The organism is Streptomyces sp. NPDC127190, from assembly GCF_042672505.1.
Lineage (GTDB): Bacteria > Actinomycetota > Actinomycetes > Streptomycetales > Streptomycetaceae > Streptomyces.
In genome coordinates this window covers 41,521-59,279 of sequence record NZ_JBHXVE010000033.1, presented here as the reverse complement: position 1 = coordinate 59,279, position 17,759 = coordinate 41,521, and the positions used below count along the sequence as shown (strand labels likewise).

At 74.0% G+C, this 17,759-nt stretch carries 10 protein-coding genes; 8 read left to right on the top strand and 2 right to left on the bottom strand.

All coding sequences use genetic code 11. From position 1 onward, the window contains the following. Positions 1-268 precede the first annotated feature (268 nt). From ACFVIU_RS34180 to ACFVIU_RS34150, 7 genes are all read left to right on the top strand, one after another. Positions 269-4,486, top strand: a complete 4,218-nt coding sequence (locus ACFVIU_RS34180; protein ID WP_385847354.1) for an FtsK/SpoIIIE domain-containing protein — start codon at positions 269-271, stop codon at positions 4,484-4,486. A 180-nt stretch (positions 4,487-4,666) separates the two neighbouring features. Next, positions 4,667-6,052 carry an ABC transporter substrate-binding protein gene (locus ACFVIU_RS34175; protein WP_385847353.1) on the top strand — a complete coding sequence of 462 codons (1,386 nt, stop codon included), beginning with the start codon at positions 4,667-4,669 and terminating at the stop codon, positions 6,050-6,052. A 70-nt stretch (positions 6,053-6,122) separates the two neighbouring features. After that, on the top strand, positions 6,123-7,403 hold the full coding sequence (locus ACFVIU_RS34170) for a carbohydrate ABC transporter permease (RefSeq protein ID WP_385847352.1): 1,281 nt from the start codon (positions 6,123-6,125) through the stop codon (positions 7,401-7,403). A 91-nt stretch (positions 7,404-7,494) separates the two neighbouring features. Then, positions 7,495-8,337, top strand: a complete 843-nt coding sequence (locus ACFVIU_RS34165) for a carbohydrate ABC transporter permease (RefSeq protein ID WP_385847351.1) — start codon at positions 7,495-7,497, stop codon at positions 8,335-8,337. A gap of 130 nt (positions 8,338-8,467) precedes the next feature. Further along, complete coding sequence (locus ACFVIU_RS34160; protein ID WP_385847350.1) at positions 8,468-10,645, top strand: CDP-glycerol glycerophosphotransferase family protein; 2,178 nt, start codon at positions 8,468-8,470, stop codon at positions 10,643-10,645. 125 nt (positions 10,646-10,770) lie between these two features. After that, positions 10,771-12,969: a CDP-glycerol glycerophosphotransferase family protein gene (locus ACFVIU_RS34155; RefSeq protein WP_385847349.1), complete on the top strand. Its 2,199-nt coding sequence runs from the start codon at positions 10,771-10,773 to the stop codon at positions 12,967-12,969. Positions 12,970-12,975: 6 nt separating this feature from the next. Next, positions 12,976-15,183, top strand: a complete 2,208-nt coding sequence (locus ACFVIU_RS34150; protein WP_385847348.1) for a CDP-glycerol glycerophosphotransferase family protein — start codon at positions 12,976-12,978, stop codon at positions 15,181-15,183. Positions 15,184-15,263: 80 nt separating this feature from the next. Here ACFVIU_RS34150 and ACFVIU_RS34145 read toward each other — a convergent pair whose 3' ends face one another. Continuing rightward, a complete protein-coding gene (locus ACFVIU_RS34145; RefSeq protein WP_385847346.1) occupies positions 15,264-15,677 on the bottom strand; it encodes an organic hydroperoxide resistance protein in 414 nt (137 codons plus the stop codon). A 111-nt stretch (positions 15,678-15,788) separates the two neighbouring features. Between ACFVIU_RS34145 and ACFVIU_RS34140 the strand changes: the two genes are divergently transcribed. Further along, positions 15,789-16,259: a MarR family winged helix-turn-helix transcriptional regulator gene (locus ACFVIU_RS34140; protein ID WP_385847344.1), complete on the top strand. Its 471-nt coding sequence runs from the start codon at positions 15,789-15,791 to the stop codon at positions 16,257-16,259. A gap of 14 nt (positions 16,260-16,273) precedes the next feature. Here ACFVIU_RS34140 and ACFVIU_RS34135 read toward each other — a convergent pair whose 3' ends face one another. Beyond that, a complete protein-coding gene (locus tag ACFVIU_RS34135) occupies positions 16,274-17,734 on the bottom strand; it encodes a glycosyltransferase family 39 protein (protein WP_385847343.1) in 1,461 nt (486 codons plus the stop codon). Positions 17,735-17,759 lie beyond the last annotated feature (25 nt).

Sequence of the window (17,759 nt, the reverse complement as noted above, 5' to 3'; positions counted from 1 at the left end):
GCGTTCGAAGTGTTCGACGGGAAGACGCCCGTGCCGGTCCGGTGGTTGCCGGAGGCGGACGTGACCGATCTCAACTGATCGCCCGCGCGTCCATGGTCAGGCACTTTTGGGGGCAGAGCCGACCAATCAAGATCACTTGTCACCGGGTACCGGGCGCGTTGTCGGTGGCAGGTGCAAGGATGCCTTCCAGTACTGGCCGACGTGCTCGTGTGGGGTGGGGGGAAGTCCGCGCCCGCGCAGACCCGCGCAGAAGGGACCGCTGACGCCGATGCAGATCCGGCTGACCGTCGTAGACCCGCTGGGCCCCGCCCCGCAGCGGGGTCGCGCCGCGAGCCGCGACGTGCTGGTCACGGCGCCCGTGGGCACGGAGCTGGCCGCGGTCGCCTCGGCCCTGGCCGGCGCGGTCGCCGGGGACGGCGGCAGCGGACGGGAGGCCGGCGGCGCGAGCGTGGTGCTGTACGTGGGCACCGAGCGGCTCGACCCGCGCCGCAGCGTCCTCGGCGAGCCGCCGCTGATCGACGGCGCGGTGCTGTCGCTGGGCGCCCCCGCGGCCCCCGAGCCGCATCCCGAGCTGGACGAGGCGCCGACCCAGCTGCATGTGGTGGCGGGTCCGGACGCGGGCGGGGTGCATCTGCTGCACGGCGGCCGGATCACCGTCGGCCGCTCGGCCGAGGCGGACGTCCCGCTGGACGACCCCGACGTCTCCCGGCTGCACTGCGCGGTCATCGTCGCCGCCGACGGCCGCGTCTCGGTCGCCGACCTGGGCTCCACGAACGGTACGACGCTGGACACGGCGCGGGTGACGGAGCGTGCGGTGCGGTTCCCTCCGGGGGGTCTGCTGAGGATCGGGGAGTCGGCGCTGCGGGTTGCTCCGTGCGGGGGGCCCGGAGCGCGGATGCGGACGGTGGCCGATGGGGAGGGGTGCGTGCGGGTCGTGGGGGCGGGGTCCGTTTTCCCACCCGCACCACCCGTACAGCTTTCGTCGCCGACTGCGGGTGGCCCTGGCGGGGCGGACTCGCCGTCGGCGGGTGCGGGGGGTTCTGGCGGGGTTGGCTCGGCGGGGGCGGGTGGCTCTGGTGGGGCGGGCTCGGCGGCGGGTACGGGTCGCCCTGGCGGGGCGGGCTCGGCGGAGGCCACTGCGGGTGGCCCTGGTGGAGCGGGCCCGGTGGCGGCCGGGGCGGGGGGAACCGGCTGGGGCGGCTCGGCGTCGGCGGGGGCGGGGTACTCCCGAGGGGCGGATGGCTCGGCGGCGGGTGCGGGCAGTTCTGGCGGAGTGGGCCCGGCAGGGGCGGGTGGCCCTGGCGGGGCAGGCCCGGCGTCGGCGGGTGCGGGCAGTTCTGGCGGAGTGGGCCCGGCGGGGGCGGGTGACCCTGGTGGGGCGGGCTCAGCTTCGGCGGGGGCGCGCGGAACCGGCTGGACCGACTCGTCCTCAGCAGGTGCGGGGTACTCCCGGGCGGCGGATGGCTCGGCGCCGACTGCGGGTCGCACTGGCGGGACGGGCCCGGCGTCGGCGGGTGCGGGCAGTTCTGGCGGAGGGGCCCCGGCAGGAGCGGGTGGCCCTGGTGGGGCGGGCTCAGCTTCGGCGGGGGCGCGCGGAACCGACTGGACCGACTCGTCCTCAGCAGGTGCGGGGTACTCCCGGGGGGCGGATGGCTCGGCGGCGACTGCGGGTCGCACTGGCGGGACGGGTCCGTCCTCGGCGGGCGGGCAGCATCCCCGAGGGGCGGGTGCCGGTGGCTTCGGCGCGGCGGAGGCCGTCGGTGGGGCGCAGCACGGGTATGACTCCGGGGGCTGGGGGGCGTCCGGGGCCGGGGCGGGGGCTCAGGAGCACCGGCGGGCCGCTCCGGTCGTCCCCGGGCAGGGTGGCGCACCCGGAATCGAGCACCGCACCGGCATCGACACCGGCACGGGATACGGCTCCGGCCCAGGCTTCGGCACCGGGTCCGGCTCCGACTCCGGCACGGGGACCGGCTTCGGCACCGGGTCCGGCTCCGGCTCCGGCACGGGGACCGGCTTCGGCACCGGCACCGGCACGGGGTACGGCCCCAATCCCAGCCCCAACTCCACCTCCAGCCCCAATCCCAGCGCCAGCTCCAGCTCCAACTCGACCCACGCCGGGCGCTTCGGGGTTGCCGGTGGCGGAGCCGCCGGCGCCGCACGTACCGAACTCGGCCAGGCCGGCCGGCGGCGCGGGCTCGGGGCGTGGGCGCGGCGGTTGGCCGGGGGGCGCGGTGAGACGGCGCGCGAGCAGGTGTACGACGGCGTACCCGGCGCCACCGCGGGCGACGCCCCCGCGGCCGGTGCCCCGCAGCTCCCGGAGACCTGGCCCGACCCGGCCGCACTGCTGCTGACGGCGCTCGGCCCCGGGCCCCGGCTGTGGGAGCGGGGGCCCGGCCACCCCGAGGCGCTGACCGTGCGGCTCGGCACGGCCGACCGGAGCGCGCCCGACGGCTCGGGTCTGCTGCCCTCCGTACCGGTGACCGCCGCGCTGCGCGAGGCCGGCGCGCTGGGCCTCGCCGGGCCCCGGCCCCGTCTTTCCGGGCTGGCCCGCGCGGTACTGGCCCAGCTCGCCGGGCTGCACTCCCCCGACCTGCTGGAGATCGTGCTGATCAGCGCGGACCGCACGCGCCCGGTGCAGGAACGCACCGCCGAGTGGTCCTGGCTGGGCTGGCTCCCGCATGTCCGGCCGGGCCACGGCCAGGACTGCCGACTGCTGCTGGCCTACGACCGGGAACAGGCGGCCGCCCGCACCGAGGAGCTGCTGCGCCGGGTCGAGGAGCACGCCGCCACCGGCAGGACCACGGCCCATCCCCACACCGGCGTCGCGACCGCGCCCGGCACCTCGTCGCACAGTCCCAGCCCCACCATCCCCGCCCAGACAGGCCCCGCCGCCTCCTCCCGGCGTCCCTCCTGGGCCAGGGAGAACACCGGGGCCGGGGTCGGCGGCTTTCCCGGTCCCTACACCGTCGTCGTGGTGGACGGGGATCCCGGCGGTGCCGCCCTTCAGGAGTCCGTCGCACGGCTGGCCGTCGCCGGGCCGCGGGCCGGGATCCATGTGGTGTGTCTCGCCGAGACCGAGCCCGCCTCCCCCGCCTCCCCGGTCACCCGGACGTACGAGGCCGCGTGTGCGGCGGCGCCGACCTTCCGGCACTGCGGTGCCGTCGCCCTGCTCGGCGGGGACGTCGCCACCGCGTTGCACGTGCTGCGGGTGGCGCCCACCGGCCCGGTCGGCCCCGGCACGGTCGCCGCCGTGGACGCGGTGTCGGCCGCCTGGGCGGAGCGGTTCGCGCGGGCGCTGGCGCCGCTGCGGGCGGACGGTCCGGCCGGTGAGCGGCACGCGCGCGTGGCGGCACCGCTGCCCCGGTCGGCGCGGCTGCTGGACGAGCTGGGGCTGGCCCGGGCCACCCCGGCGTCGCTGATGGCCCGCTGGGCGGACGCGGCGGACGACCCGGAGTCGCTGGGCGGACGCGCCCGGGCGGTGCTCGGCGCCGGTCCGCGCGGGCCGCTCACCGCGGACCTGGTGGCCGACGGACCGCATCTGCTGATCGAGGGGCCGCCCGGCAGCGGCCGTACCGAGCTGCTGCGGACCGTGGTCGCCTCGCTCGCCGCCGCCGAACGGCCGGACCGGCTGAGCGTGGTCCTCGTCGACGGCCGGGACGGCGTCGGCACCGGCGCCGGCCGCGGGGAGGGCCTGCGCGTGTGCACCGACATACCGCATGTCACCACCCATCTCATCGCCAACGACCCCGTCCGCATGCGGGAGTTCGCGCAGTCGCTGGCCGCCGAGCTGAAGCGGCGTGCGGAGCTGCTGGGCCGGACGGACTTCGCCCAGTGGCATGCGGGGCAGGCGGTCTCGGGCCGGATCGTCCCGCAGCGCACGGCGGGCACCGGGGACATAGAGACGCCGCCCAGCTCCACGCTGCGGCTGCGGCCGGGCACGGCGGCGCGGCAGCGGGCCGTGGCGGCACCCCCGCTGCCCCGGCTGGTGGTCGTCGTGGACGACCTGGACGCGCTGGTCTCGCCCGCGCTCGGCTCGCCGGGCCGGCCCGCCGCCGGTTCGGTGCTGCGGGCGCTGGAGGCGGTGGCCCGGGAGGGCGAGCGGCTCGGCATGCACCTGGTGGCGGCGGCCGGGACCGGCGGTCGTACGGCGGAGACGGAACCGGCGCGCCGGGCCACGCTGCGGATCGCGCTGGACGCGCCCGGGTCGGGCCCCGACGAACCGGCGCCGGGCCGCGGACGGCTGACGTACCGGGACGGGCAGCCGACCGGGTTCCAGGGCGGCCGGGTCACGGGCCGTATCCCGCGGACCGCGACCCAGCGGCCCACGGTCGTCCCGCTGGACTGGGAGCGCATGGGCGACCCGCCGGCCCGCCGGCCGGTGCGGGAGCTGGGCAACGGCCCCACCGACCTCGCCCTGCTGGCGAGCGCGGTGGAGCGCGCCGCCCGCCAGGTCTCGGCGGCGGAGGTGCCGTCCCTCCTCTCCTAGGGAAGGCTGGTCACGAGTCTCCTGGGGAACGCTGGTCACGAGCCGGTCACGATGCGGCCCGGCACGCCGCAGGCGCTCTTGCCGCCCGCGAGCGGCCCGGCGTACACCGGACCGACGGGACACTCCCGACGCTCGACAACGCTCGACGACGTTCAACGGAGAACGACGAACGGGGAAGTGATGCGCAGCACGAGCAGCAGCACCATCCGGACACACAGGGCCGTCACCACACTCGCCGCCCTGCTCGCGGGAGCCCTCGCGCTCACCGCCTGCTCCGGCGGCGGCAAGGACAAGAAGGGCGGCGGGGGCGAGAGCACCGGCAGCGGCACCGCCCCAACCGTCAGCCTGCCGAAGCTGGACGGCGCGACGCTGGAGATCGCCGCCGTCTGGACCGGCCAGGAGCAGAAGAACTTCAAGCAGGTGCTGGCCGAGTTCGAGAGGCGCACTGGCGCGAAGGTCACCTTCGTGCCCGCCCAGGACCCGATCATCAACTTCCTCGGCTCCAAGATCGCGGGCGGTCAGCCGCCGGACGTGGCGCTGCTGCCGCAGCCCGGCGCCATCAGGCAGGCCGCGCAGAAGGGCTGGGCCAAGCCGCTCGGACCGGAGGCCGTGAAGGAGCTCCAGCAGAACTACTCGCAGGGCTGGCAGGACATCGGCAAGGTCGACGGCAAGCAGTACGGCGTCTACTACAAGGCCGCCAACAAGTCGCTGATCTGGTACAACGCCAAGGTCTTCGAGAACGCGAACGCCAAGGAACCGAAGACCTGGAAGGACCTGCTGACCACCGCGCAGGCGGTGGACGACTCCGGGGTGACGCCGTTCTCGGTGGCGGGCGCGGACGGCTGGCCGCTGACGGACTGGTTCGAGAACGTGTATCTGTCGCAGGCCGGGCCGCAGAAGTACGACCAGCTCGCCCAGCACAGGATCAAGTGGACCGATCCCTCGGTGAAGCAGGCGCTGACGACGCTCGCGCAGATCTGGGGGAAGAAGGAGTATCTGGCGGGCGGTCAGGACGGCGCGCTCCAGACCGAGTTCCCGGCCTCGGTCACCCAGACCTTCACCGGCGGCGACCAGCCGAAGGCGGCGATGGTCTACGAGGGCGACTTCGTGCAGGTCAACATCGGGGAGACCAAGGCGAAGGTGGGCACGGACGCGAAGGTGTTCCCGTTCCCGGCCGTCGGCTCCACCGCGCCGGTGGTCTCCGGTGGCGACGCGGCGGTGATCCTCAAGGACTCCAAGGCGGCGCAGGCCCTGGTGACCTTCCTGGCCTCCCCGGACGCGGCGACGATCCAGGCGAAGCTCGGCGGCTATCTCTCGCCGAACAAGAACGTGCCGGTCTCGGCCTACCCGAACGAGGTGCAGCAGAAGATCGCCAAGGCGCTGATCGCGTCCGGTGACGACTTCCGCTTCGACATGTCCGACCAGGCCCCGCAGGCGTTCGGCGGCACCCCCGGCAAGGGCGAGTGGAAGGACCTCCAGGACTTCCTGAAGAACCCCGGCGATGTCGCGGGGGCGCAGGCGAAGCTGGAGAAGGACGCGGCGGCCGCGTACGGGAACGGGAGCTGATCCGGCGATGGCGTCGGCAGCGGCGGCCGGGGCCCCACCGGGTCCCGCCGCCCCCCGCAGTCGCCGAAGCGTGACGGGCACCCGCAAGGCGGTGGCGGCGCTGTTCCTGCTGCCCGCCCTGGTGCTGCTCGGCGCGCTCGTGGTCTACCCGATCGGGTACTCACTGGTCCGCAGCTTCTACAACGCGAACGGCGACGGTTTCGCCGGCGCCGACAACTACAAGGCGCTCTTCACGGACGACGGGATCCGCACGGCGCTGAAGAACAACGTCATCTGGGTGGTGTTCGCGCCGACCGTCTCCACCGCGCTCGGTCTGGTCTTCGCGGTGCTGACCGAGCGGGTGCGCTGGGGTACGGCGTTCAAGCTGGTCGTCTTCATGCCGATGGCGATCTCGATGCTGGCGGCCGGGATCATCTTCCGGCTGGTGTACGACCAGGACCCGAGCAAGGGCGTGGCGAACGCGGTGTGGGTGGGCGTGCACGACACCTTCGCGCAGTCGTCGGCGTTCCCGAGGGCGCACCCGGGGCGTGACTCGCCGCTCCGGCCGGACCAGGGCGGCTTCGTGACCAAGGCGCCCGTGCACACCGGGCAGGTGGTGGCGCTGCCGCTCGTGGGGGTGGCACCGGACCAGTTGCCCGACGGGGTGCGGCGGGCCGTGGCCGCGCGCCCGGAACCCGGCAAGGTCACCGGCACCACCTGGCAGGACTTCACCCGGGGCAAGGGCGTCGGGCGGCTCGGGGTGCCGGACCCGTCCGAGGCGGGCTATGCGGGGATGCGGATCGAGGCGGTGAAGGACGGCCGGGTCGTCGCCTCCGCCACCGCGGCCGGGGACGGCACCTTCACCCTGCCCGCGGCCGCCGACGGGGCCCTCTTGAGGCTTCCCGCGAGCAACTTCCGGGAGCCGTACAACGGTGTGGAGTGGCTGGGCCCGACGCTGGTCACCCCGGCGATCATCGGGGCGTACGTGTGGATGTGGGCGGGGTTCGCGATGGTGCTGATCGCGGCCGGGCTCGCGGGGGTGCCCCGGGAATTGCTGGAGGCCGCCCGGGTGGACGGTGCCTCCGAGTGGCAGGTGTTCCGCAAGATCACCGTGCCGCTGCTGGCGCCGGTGCTCGCGGTCGTCCTGGTCACCCTGATGATCAATGTGCTGAAGGTGTTCGACCTCGTCTACATCATCGCGCCGGGGTCGTCCCAGGACGACGCGAACGTGCTCGCCCTGGAGCTGTACCGCAAGGGCTTCGCGGAGAGCCAGCCGGGCATCGCCAGCGCGATCGCGGTGTTCCTGCTGCTGCTGGTGATCCCGGTGATGCTGTTCAACGTGCGGCGGCTGAGGCGGGAGGTGCGGCGATGAGACTGCGTGCACCTCGGAGCGGCTGGGGGTCCGGGGGTTATCCCCCGGGAAGGCACAGCAACGTGCGGCGGCTGAGGCGGGAGGTGCGGCGATGAGCGCGAAGATCGTCGAGCGGCTGGGCGGCGGGCTGGTCCGGGTGTTCCTGATCCTGGTCGGCCTGTTCTGGCTGGTGCCGACCATCGGTCTGCTGATCTCCTCGCTGCGCGCACCGGAGGACATGAGCGCGAGCGGCTGGTGGACGGTGTTCTCCAAGCCGTCCCAGCTGACCTTCGACAGCTACCGGAAGCTGCTGGAGAACGGCGACATCACGCACTCCCTGCTGAACACGGTGCTGATCACGGTCCCGGCGACGCTGCTGGTCGTGGTGATCGGCTCGCTGGCCGGGTACGCGTTCGCGTGGATGGAGTTCCCGGGCCGCGACTGGTGGTTCCTCGGTGTGGTGAGCCTGCTGGTGGTGCCGGTGCAGGTGGCGCTGATCCCGATCGCCGAACTCTTCGGGAAGATCGGCCTGTTCGGCACGATCCTCGGTGTGGTGCTGTTCCACACCGGCTTCGGTCTGCCGTTCGCGGTGTTCCTGCTGCGGAACTTCTTCGCGGAGATCCCGCGCGAACTGCTGGAGGCGGCCCGTCTCGACGGCGCCGGTGAACTGCGGCTGTTCACGCGGGTGGTGATGCCGCTCGGCGGACCGGCGATCGCGAGCCTCGCCATCTTCCAGTTCCTGTGGGTGTGGAACGACATGCTGGTGGCGCTGGTGTTCACCAAGTCGGGCACCCAGCCGATCACGGTGGCCCTCCAGACGCAGGTACGGCAGTTCGGCAACAACATCGACGTGCTGGCACCCGGCGCGTTCATCTCCATGGTGATCCCGCTGGCCGTTTTCTTCGCGTTCCAGCGGCAGTTCGTGTCGGGGGTGATGGCGGGCGCCGTCAAGTAGGCGGGGCGGTGCGGGGTAGCCCGTACGCGGTACGGCCCGTAGCCCGGATGCCCTACGGGCCGTAACCGATTCACTCCATCGGCCGTTGCCGGTCAGAACCCCGCGCCGACCGACGACCCATGGATGTCCCTTGCCCAGGTTCAGTGTCATTGTGCCCGCGTACCAGGTCCAGGCGTATCTGGCCGAGTGTCTGGACTCGGTGCTGTCGCAGTCGTATCCCGATCTGGAGCTGATCGCGGTGGACGACTGCTCGCCGGACGCCTGTGGTGCGCTCATCGACGAGTACGCGGCCCGGGACGCGCGGGTGAAGCCCGTGCATCTGGCCGAGAACCAGGGGCTCGGCGGGGCGCGGAACGCGGGGATGGCCGAGGCGAGCGGCGACTACCTGCTCTTCCTGGACAGTGACGACACGCTGGCCCCGGGCGCGCTGCGGGCGGTCGCGGACCGGATCAAGGAGACCGGCGACCCGGACGTGCTGGTCTTCGACTACGCGCGCACGTACTGGGACGGCCGCGAGGTGCGCAACCAGCTGTCCGGGCAGCTCACCGAGCAGGGCCCGGCGCCGTTCCGGCTGGAGGACCGGCCGGGGCTGCTGCGGGTGCTGATGGTGGCCTGGAACAAGGCCTGCCGGCGGGACTTCGTCGAGCGGCACGGCTTCGCGTTCCCGCCGGGCTACTACGAGGACACCCCGTGGACCTTCCCGGTGCTGATGACGGCCGGGTCGATCGCCACCCTGGACCGGGTGTGCGTGCACTACCGGCAGCGCCGGCAGGGCAACATCCTCTCCACCACCAGCGACCGGCACTTCGATCTGTTCGAGCAGTACGACCGGGTGTTCGCGTATGTCGCCGGCCATCCGGAACTGGCCCGCTGGCGACCGGAGTTGTTCCGCCGGATGATCGACCACTTCGCGGTGGTGTTCAGCCGCCGGGGCCGGCTGCCGCGGGGCAGCCACGCCGAGTTCCTGCGCCGGGCCCGGGACCGCTGCCGCCGTCACCACGCCCCCGGCGCCCGGCTCCGGCTGCGGCACACCCTGGTCCGCTTCGGGCTGCACCGCACGTTCCGGGCGCTGCGGCTGGCCTCGGCCGCGCTCCGGCGCGCGGGGAAGGCGGCGGTGAAGCTCGCCCGCGCCGTGCGTGCCGGTGTGCTGCGGCTGCACTACCGGGTCCAGCTGCGGCTGCCGCTCCGCGCCGACCGGGCGGTCTTCGCCGACCCCTCCGGGCAGGGCGACCCGGGCGCGCTGGAGGAGGCCTTCCACGCGCACGCCCCGCACATCCGGACCGCGTGGCTTCCCGCGCACCGCGGCACCGCCGCCTACTGGACGGCGCTGGCCCGCTCCAAGTACCTGGTGGCCGGCGGGGTCCTGGAGCGGGACCTGCGCAAGCGGCGCGGGCAGGTCGTCGTACGGACCCCGCACGGCACCCCGCTGGGGCGGCTCGGCCTGGACCTCCAGGACCGCCCGGCGGCGGCCCGGGACACCGACTTCGCGGAGCTGCTGCGAGAGGTCGACCGCTGGGACCACGTGCTGTCCGGCAACCGGCACTCCACGCTGATCGGCGAGCGGGTCTTCCCCGGCCGGTACACCACACTGGAGTACGGCTCGCCGCGCTCCGACGTCTTCCAGCGGGCGACGTCGGCGGACGTGCGGCGGCTGCGCGAGTCGCTGGGCGTCCCGGAGGGCTCGGTGGCGATCCTGTACGTGCCGGCGCACCGCGACCATCTGCGGGTGCAGCGCCCGCTGCTGGACCTGGAGCGGATCGCGCGCCGGCTCGGTCCGCGCTTCGTGATCCTGGCCCGGACCCCGCCCGAGTGCCCGCCGGAGGGCAGCCGGGTGATCGACGTCCGGGACCATCCGAGCCTGCCGGAGCTGTGCCTCGCCTCGGACGCGCTGCTCACCGACTACTCCTCCCTGATGTTCGACTACGCGGGCCTGGACCGGCCGATCGTCGTGCACACCGCGGACTGGGAGGCGTTCGCGGCGGCCCGCGGCGTCTACTTCGACCTGCGGCTGCTGCCGCCGGGCGCGGTCGCGCGCAGCGAGGACGAGCTGATCGACATCTTCGCCACCGGGCACTGGTGCGGCTCGCGCTCGGCGCAGCTGCGCTCGGTGTTCCGGGAGCGGTTCTGCCCGTACGACGACGGTCGTGCCGCCGAGCGGGTGGTGCGGCGGGTGGTGCTGGGCGAGACGGAGCTGCCGCCGGTGCGGCCGCCCGCGGACCGCACGCCGGTTCCGGCGGCGTGCGCGCGTTCCCCGCTGGCCACCGTTCCGCAACCTTCCGGTGTTCGTACCGTCACCGAGAGCCACTGAACACCGTTGGTCCTACCGGGAGTTCCCATGCCCCTCGGCTCGACGCGGCCCACCCCGAGCCGGCCGTCCACCTGGCGCCCGGCGGGACGGCCCGGCCGCGTCCGCATGACAACAGAAAGAACAGAATGCCCCGCTTCAGCATTATCGTCCCGTCCCACGGGGTCGCCGGCAGACTGTCCCAGGCGCTGGACTCGGTCCTCGGCCAGTCCTTCGGCGACCTCCAGCTGATCCCGGTCTGCGACGCTCCCGACTCCCCCGCGGCCGAGGTCGCCGCCGGGTACGCCGAGCGGGACTCCCGGGTGACCCCGGTCCACTCACCGCCGTCCGCCGGTCTGAGCGGGGCCCGCAACACCGGCCTCACCGCGGCGACCGGCGCCTATGTGCTGTTCCTCGACGGCGACGACCTGCTGCTGCCGGGTGCGCTCGGCGCGCTGGACGCCCGGCTGACCGAGACCGCCGGGGTGGATGTGCTGTACGCCGAGCACGAGCGCGCCCCCTGGTGGGAGGGCGAGCCGACGAACCCGGCGGCCCCGCTGCTCGCCAAGGCCCCGGGCGGCGCCTTCGCCCCGGCCGAGCTGCCCGCGCTGACCGGGGTCCAGCTGCCGGCCTGGAGCGCCGCCTACCGCCGCGGCTTCCTCACCGAGCACGGACTCGCCTTCCCCGACAGCCACTTCACCGACCTCGGCTGGGGCGGGCTGACCACGCTCGCCGCCGAGCGGATCGCGGTGCTGCGCCGGGTCGTCGTACGGCACCGGCTGCGCCGCCAGGGCAGCCGGCTGAATCTGCCCGGGGACCACCAGCAGTCCCTGCTGGACCAGGTGGACCTGGTGCTCACCCGGGCGGCCGAGCGCGCCCTGCCCGTCGAGCGCACCGGCCCGCTGTTCGAGCAGCTCTTCTCGTACGTGCTGAAGACGGCGTCCCGGCCGGAGCGGCTGCCCGCCGGGCGGCGGGCGTTCTTCCGCCGCGCGGGCCATCTCTACCGGCGGCACCGGCCGGCCGGCTACCGGGCGCCGGGCGGCAGCCTGGGGGTGCAGCACCGGCTGCTGGCGACGGGCGCGTACAGCGCGTTCCGGGCGCTGCGCGGAGTCAACCGGACGGCGTCGAGGGCGGCCGAGCGGCTGCCGCGCCCGCCCATGCTGCGCACCCGGCTGCGCTACGCCCGCGATCTGCACCGCCCCCTCGATCCCGGCCTCGCGGTGTTCTGCGCCTACTGGGGCCGCGGCTACGCCTGCAACCCGGCGGCGATCCACGCCAAGGCCCGGGAACTGGCCCCGCACATCCGCTCCGTGTTCCTGGTCGAGGCGGACCAGGCGCACGCGATGCCGAAGGACGTCGAGTACGCGGTGATCGGCTCGCGCCGCTACTGGGAGGTGCTGGCCCGCGCCACCTACCTGGTCAACAACGCCAACTTCGCCGAGGGGATCGTCAAGCGGCCGGGCAGTGTGCACCTCCAGACCCAGCACGGCACCCCGCTGAAGACGATGGGCGTGGACCAGTCGACGTACCCGGTGGTGGCCGCGCAGTCCGGCAGCTTCACCCGGCTGCTGGGCCGGGTGGACCGCTGGGACTTCAACCTGTCCTCCAACCGGCACTCCACTCAGATGTGGGAGCGGGCCTTCCCGGGCTCCTGGGAGGCGCTGGAGTACGGCTATCCGCGCAACGACGTCTACTACACGGCGACCGCCGAGGACGTGGCCCGTATCCGCCGGGAGCTGGGCGTCCCGGAGGGCAGCACGGCCGTGCTGTACGCGCCGACCCACCGCGACCACCACACCGGCTTCGCACCGGGCCTGGACCTGGAGGCCTTCTGCGCGGCGGCCGGCGAGGACGTCGTCGTGCTGCTGCGCGCCCACTACTTCTACGACCGGGGCCCCGCACAGAGTTCCGGCCGGATCATCGACGTCACCGCGCACCGCTCCGCCGAGGACGTCTGCCTGGCCGCGGACGCGCTGGTCACCGACTACTCGTCGATCATGTTCGACTACGCCAACCTGGACCGGCCGATCGTCGTGTACGCCGACGACTGGGACGTCTACCGGGAGACCCGGGGCGTCTACTTCGACCTGATGGCCGAGCCTCCGGGCCCGGTCGCGCACACCCCCGAGGAGCTGGCGGCGATCTTCCGCGACGGCTCCTACGCGGGCCCGGAGGCCAGGGCGCTGCGGGCCGCGTTCCGGCAGCGGTTCTGCGAGTTCGACGACGGCCGCGCCGCCGAGCGGGTGGTACGGCGGGTGCTGCTCGGCGAGCCGCCCGAGGCGATCCCGGCCGTGGTCCCGCTCGCGGAACGCATCCCCGCCCCCGCCGCCGCCCTCGCAAGGAGCTGATCCGCCGTGCCCCGCTTCAGTCTCATCGTGCCCTGTTTCAAGGTGCAGGGCTTTCTGCGCGAGTGTCTGGACTCGGTGCTGACGCAGTCCTTCGGCGACTTCGAGCTGATCGCCGTGGACGACTGCTCCCCGGACGGCTGCGGCGCGATCCTGGACGAGTACGCCGAGCGTGATCCGCGGGTGCGGGTGCTGCACCTGCCGGAGAACGTGGGCCTCGGCCGCGCCCGCAACGCCGGGATGCCGCACGCCACCGGGGACTACCTGTTCTTCCTCGACAGCGACGACACCCTCACCCCGGGTGCGCTGCGGGCGATGGCGGACCGGCTGGCGGAGACCGGCGACCCGGACGTGCTGGTCTTCGACTACGCCCGCACCTACTGGTGGGGCGGGACGCGCCGCAACGTACTCGCCGAGGTCCTGACGGAGGCCGGTTCCGGCACCTTCACGGCCGCCGAGCACCCGCGGATCCTGGATCTGCTGATGGTGGTGTGGAACAAGGTCTACCGGCGGGAGTTCGTCGCGTCGGAGGGGTTCGAGTTCCCGCCCGGCTACTACGAGGACACCCCCTGGACCTTCCCGGTGATGCTGAGCGCCGGGCGGATCGCCGCGCTGGACCGGATCTGCCTGTACTACCGGCAGCGCAGGCAGGGCAACATCCTGTCCACCACCAGCCGCAAGCACTTCGACATCCACGACCAGTACGAGCGGGTCTTCGCCTTCGTCGACCGGCGCCCGGAGCTGGCGGTGTGGCGGCCGTACCTGCACCGCAAGATGGGCGAGCACTGCCTGGACATCCTCGCCAAGCCGGACCGGCTGCCGCCCGGCGACAAGGCCGAGTTCTTCCGGCGGACGCGGGAGCTGTTCCGGCGGCACCGGCCGGAGGGCGCCCTGCCGGGCGGGGAGGTCGCGGTCCTGGACGGCTCCTGGCCGACGTACCGGGTCAGGCGGCAGGCGGCGGGGGCCGGGCGGGAGGCGGCCCGGCGGGCGGAGCTGGCCCGCCGGGCGGTGGCCGGGCGGGCGCGCGGCGGCTGGGCGTGGCTGCACGCCCGCCGTCCGCTGGACCCGAACCTGGTGGTCTACTCGGCTTCCTCGCACCGGGGCATGCTCGGCGACCCGGCCGCCGTCTACGCCAAGGCCCGGGAGATCGCCCCGCGGCTGCGCGGGGTGTGGGTGGTCAGGGACGCGGAGACCGCCGCGGGGCTGCCGGCGGACGTCGAGCGGGTGGTCGTCGGTTCCCGGCGCTATCTGGAGGTCACCGCGCGCGCGAAGTTCTTCGTCAACGACGTCAACTGGCCCGGCACCCTGGCCAAGCGCCCCGGCAGCGTGCACATCCACACCCACCAGGGCACCCCGCTGAAGTACATGGGCGCCGATCTGCTGGACAAGCCCGGCGCCCGGCTCGGCTTCGACGTGCCGCAGATGCTGCGCCGGGCCGACCGCTGGGACCACAGCCTGGTCGCCAACCGCCACTCCGAGCGGGTGTGGGAGCGGGCCTACCCGTGCCACTTCGCCTCGGCGCGCACCGGCAGCCCGCGCAACGACGTGCTGGTGGCGGGCGGTGACAGCGACTTCCGGCGGCGGCACGGCATCCCGGAGTCGGACACGGTGGTGCTGTACGCGCCGACCCGCCGGGACTACCGGCGCGGCGGGCATGTGGACCGGATCGACCTGGCCCGGTTCGCGGCCGACCTGGGCGAGGGGCACACGCTGGTCGTCCGGCTGCATCCCTCGCTGGCGACCGGTCCGGCGCGCGGGCTGGGCCTGGCGGAGCTGGCCCGGCGGGGGGTGGTGGTCGACGCGACCGACGAGCCGCGGGTCGAGGATGTGCTGCTCGCGGCGGACGTGCTGGTCACCGACTACTCGGCCGTGATGTTCGACTACGCCAACCTGGACCGGCCGATCGTGGTGCACGCCGACGACTGGGCCGCGTACGCGGCGAGCCGGGGCACCTATCTCGACATCACCGCAGAGCCTCCGGGCCATGTCTCGCGCTCCTACCGGGAGCTGGCGTGGCTGTTCGCCTCGGGCTCCTGGCGGGACGAGGAGTCGGCGCGGCTGCGGGCGGAGTTCCGGGCGCGCTACTGCGAGTACGACGACGGGCGGGCCGCCGAACGGGTCGTCCGCACCCTGCTGCTGGGCGAGCCGATGCCGGACGCGGAGCCGCTGCGGATCCCGGGGCAGGCGACGGCCCGGTCCGCGCTGACGTCGGCATAGCACCGACGGGGGTGCCGGCCGCCGCTCAGGGCCGGCACCCCCGTCGGTGGTCTCGGTGGTGGTCCGTACCGACTACTCGATCACTCGATGACGAGGTCGACGTCGATGTTGCCGCGGGTGGCGTTGGAGTAGGGGCAGACCTGGTGGGCGGTCTCGACCAGCTTGCGGCCGGTGGCCTCGTCCACGGTGTCGGGCAGCTCCACGCGGAGGGTGACCTTCAGGCCGAAGCCCTCGCCCTGCTTGCCTATGCCCACCTCGGCGGTCACCGCGGCGTCGCTGACGTCCACCTTCGCCTGACGGCCGACGAGACCGAGGGCGCTGCCGAAGCAGGCGGCGTACCCGGCGGCGAAGAGCTGCTCGGGGTTGGTGCCCTGCCCGTTGCCGCCCAGCTCCACCGGCATGGCCAGGGCGAGGTCGATCGTGCCGTCGGAGGAGACGGCGCGGCCCTCGCGGCCGTGGGTGGCGGTGGCGACGGCGGTGTAGAGCGCGTCCATGGAAGACCATCCCTCTCTCGATGTGCGACGCGGTGTGCGCCTCTGCCCTCAAGTAGAGCACACAACTAAATTGCGCACAACTAAATGGACCGCTAGAGCTACCCTGGAGGCATGACCGACACCGAGTGGCTCCACCTGGACCGCCAGATCTGCTTCTCGCTGCACGCGGCGTCCCGCGCCTTCAACGGCGTCTACCGCGTGCTCCTCAAGGACCTCGGGCTGACCTACCCGCAGTACCTGGTGATGCTCCTGCTGTGGGAGCAGGGCGACCTGCCCGTCAAGAAGCTCGGCGAACAGCTGCGACTCGACTCCGGCACGCTGTCCCCGCTGGTCAAGCGACTGGAGGGGGCGGGGCTGGTACGGCGTGAGCGCAGCACCGAGGACGAGCGGTCGGTATGGGTACGGCTCACCGACGAGGGCACGGCCCTGCGCGAGCGCGCCGCGGAGGTACCGCGCCGTATCGTCTCGGCCACCGGCTTCGACCCCGCCGAGATCTCCACCCTCCGCACCCGCCTCGACCAACTCACCACCGCCCTGGACGCCGCAGCGGAGTCGGAGGCACGGGCGGCTGCTGCCGGTTAGTGGGGGGCGGTACGTCAGTGGGGCCGGGGCAGGTGGGGTCGGCGGGTGTAGAGGCGGACCACTGCTCCGTCGCGGGTGGTGTTCCGGCTGACGGTGAAGTCGGCGTCCAGGATGGCGAGTTTGGTGCGCTCCGTGCGGCTGGTCGGGGTCCAGTCGCCGGCCAGCAGTTCCTGGTCGGCCACGACCCAGACCCGGTCCAGCCGGGCGAGTCGGCGCCGTAGCTCACCGGGGCGGACCTCACGGCCGTACAGGGTCCCGGAGCGGGCCGCGCCCTGGAGGAGTGCCACGTCCCGTGTGCCCCGGAAGGCCCCCGGATAGGTGAGGGCCGTGTTCCGTGTGGACGCCGGGAGGAACAGCACGGGGTCTCCCGCCTCGATCTCCCGCCCGGCCACCCGGGCAACGGCGCCGAGGTCGTCGGGCCGTGTTTCCGGGTCCCGGTCCGCGCGGAGGAGGGGGAGCTGGTGGAGGAGGGAGAGGGTGACGGCGAAGACCCCGAGGGCGGTGACGAGGGGGCCGGCAGGGCGGAGGCGGCCGGCCGCGCGCGCCACCCGGTCCGCCCCCGCGGCCACCAGCAACGGCGCCCCGCCGAGGGCGTACAGCACGTACCGGTCGACATACAGCGGCGAGAACTGAGATACCGCCATAAGAGTGAACGGCGGGATCACGGTCAACGGCAGAGCCACACCCGGAAGGGTGATTCCGCGGGCCTGGCCGAGGAGCCCGCCCGCCCCCACCAGGGCCAGTGCGAGACACACCGCGCACACCATCCACGTCGGACCCAGGAACGCCCGCAGCAGCTCCTCCGCCGTCGCCGCCGTAGGCCTGCGCAGCCATGCCACCTGCGCCGCCTGCCCGTGCGACACCGCCACCATCGGCAGCAGCACAAGGACCACCGCGCCCGCGGCGCACCCCCACCTCCGCCACACCCGCGCCCCGGCCCGCCCGAGCGCCAGCGACACCGCGTGGGCGGGCAGCAGCAGCACCGCGAACTCGTGCAGCCAGCAGGTCAGTCCGAGCAGCGCGCCGTACGCCCACCAGGAGCCGGCGGAGCCGCCGCGCACCGCGCGGACGAACAGCAGCGTCGCCCCCGTGGCACCGGCCGCGACCAGGGCGTACGAGCGGCCCTCCTGCGCGTAGTGCCCGGCCATCGGCGTGCCGGCGTACAGCAGCCCCGCCCACAGTCCCACGCGCGGCCGGGCCAGCCGGACGCCGAGGGCGGCCACCAGCCCGGCCGTCGCCGCCGCCGCGCACACCGACGGCAGCCGCAGCACGACCTCGCCGGGGTGGACGGTGAGGACGGCGTGCACGAGCAGGTAGTACAGGCCGTGCACCGCGTCGACGCCGTGCAGCAACCGCCAGATCTGCGGCACCGTACGGCGCCCGACCTGGAAGGTGACGGCCTCGTCGCGCCACATCCCGCCCCGGTCCAGGCCCCACAGCCCGAGCGCGAGCATCACCAGCACGGGCACGCCCACGGCGACGGCCCGGCGAACGCGCGCC

Coding starts and splice junctions, on each gene's coding strand:
- ACFVIU_RS34180 (WP_385847354.1), top strand. CDS start 269: ATGCAGATCCGGCTGACCGTCGTAGACCCGCTGGGCCCCGCCCCGCAG.
- ACFVIU_RS34175 (WP_385847353.1), top strand. CDS start 4,667: ATGCGCAGCACGAGCAGCAGCACCATCCGGACACACAGGGCCGTCACC.
- ACFVIU_RS34165 (WP_385847351.1), top strand. CDS start 7,495: ATGAGCGCGAAGATCGTCGAGCGGCTGGGCGGCGGGCTGGTCCGGGTG.
- ACFVIU_RS34155 (WP_385847349.1), top strand. CDS start 10,771: ATGCCCCGCTTCAGCATTATCGTCCCGTCCCACGGGGTCGCCGGCAGA.
- ACFVIU_RS34145 (WP_385847346.1), bottom strand. CDS start 15,677: ATGGACGCGCTCTACACCGCCGTCGCCACCGCCACCCACGGCCGCGAG.
- ACFVIU_RS34140 (WP_385847344.1), top strand. CDS start 15,789: ATGACCGACACCGAGTGGCTCCACCTGGACCGCCAGATCTGCTTCTCG.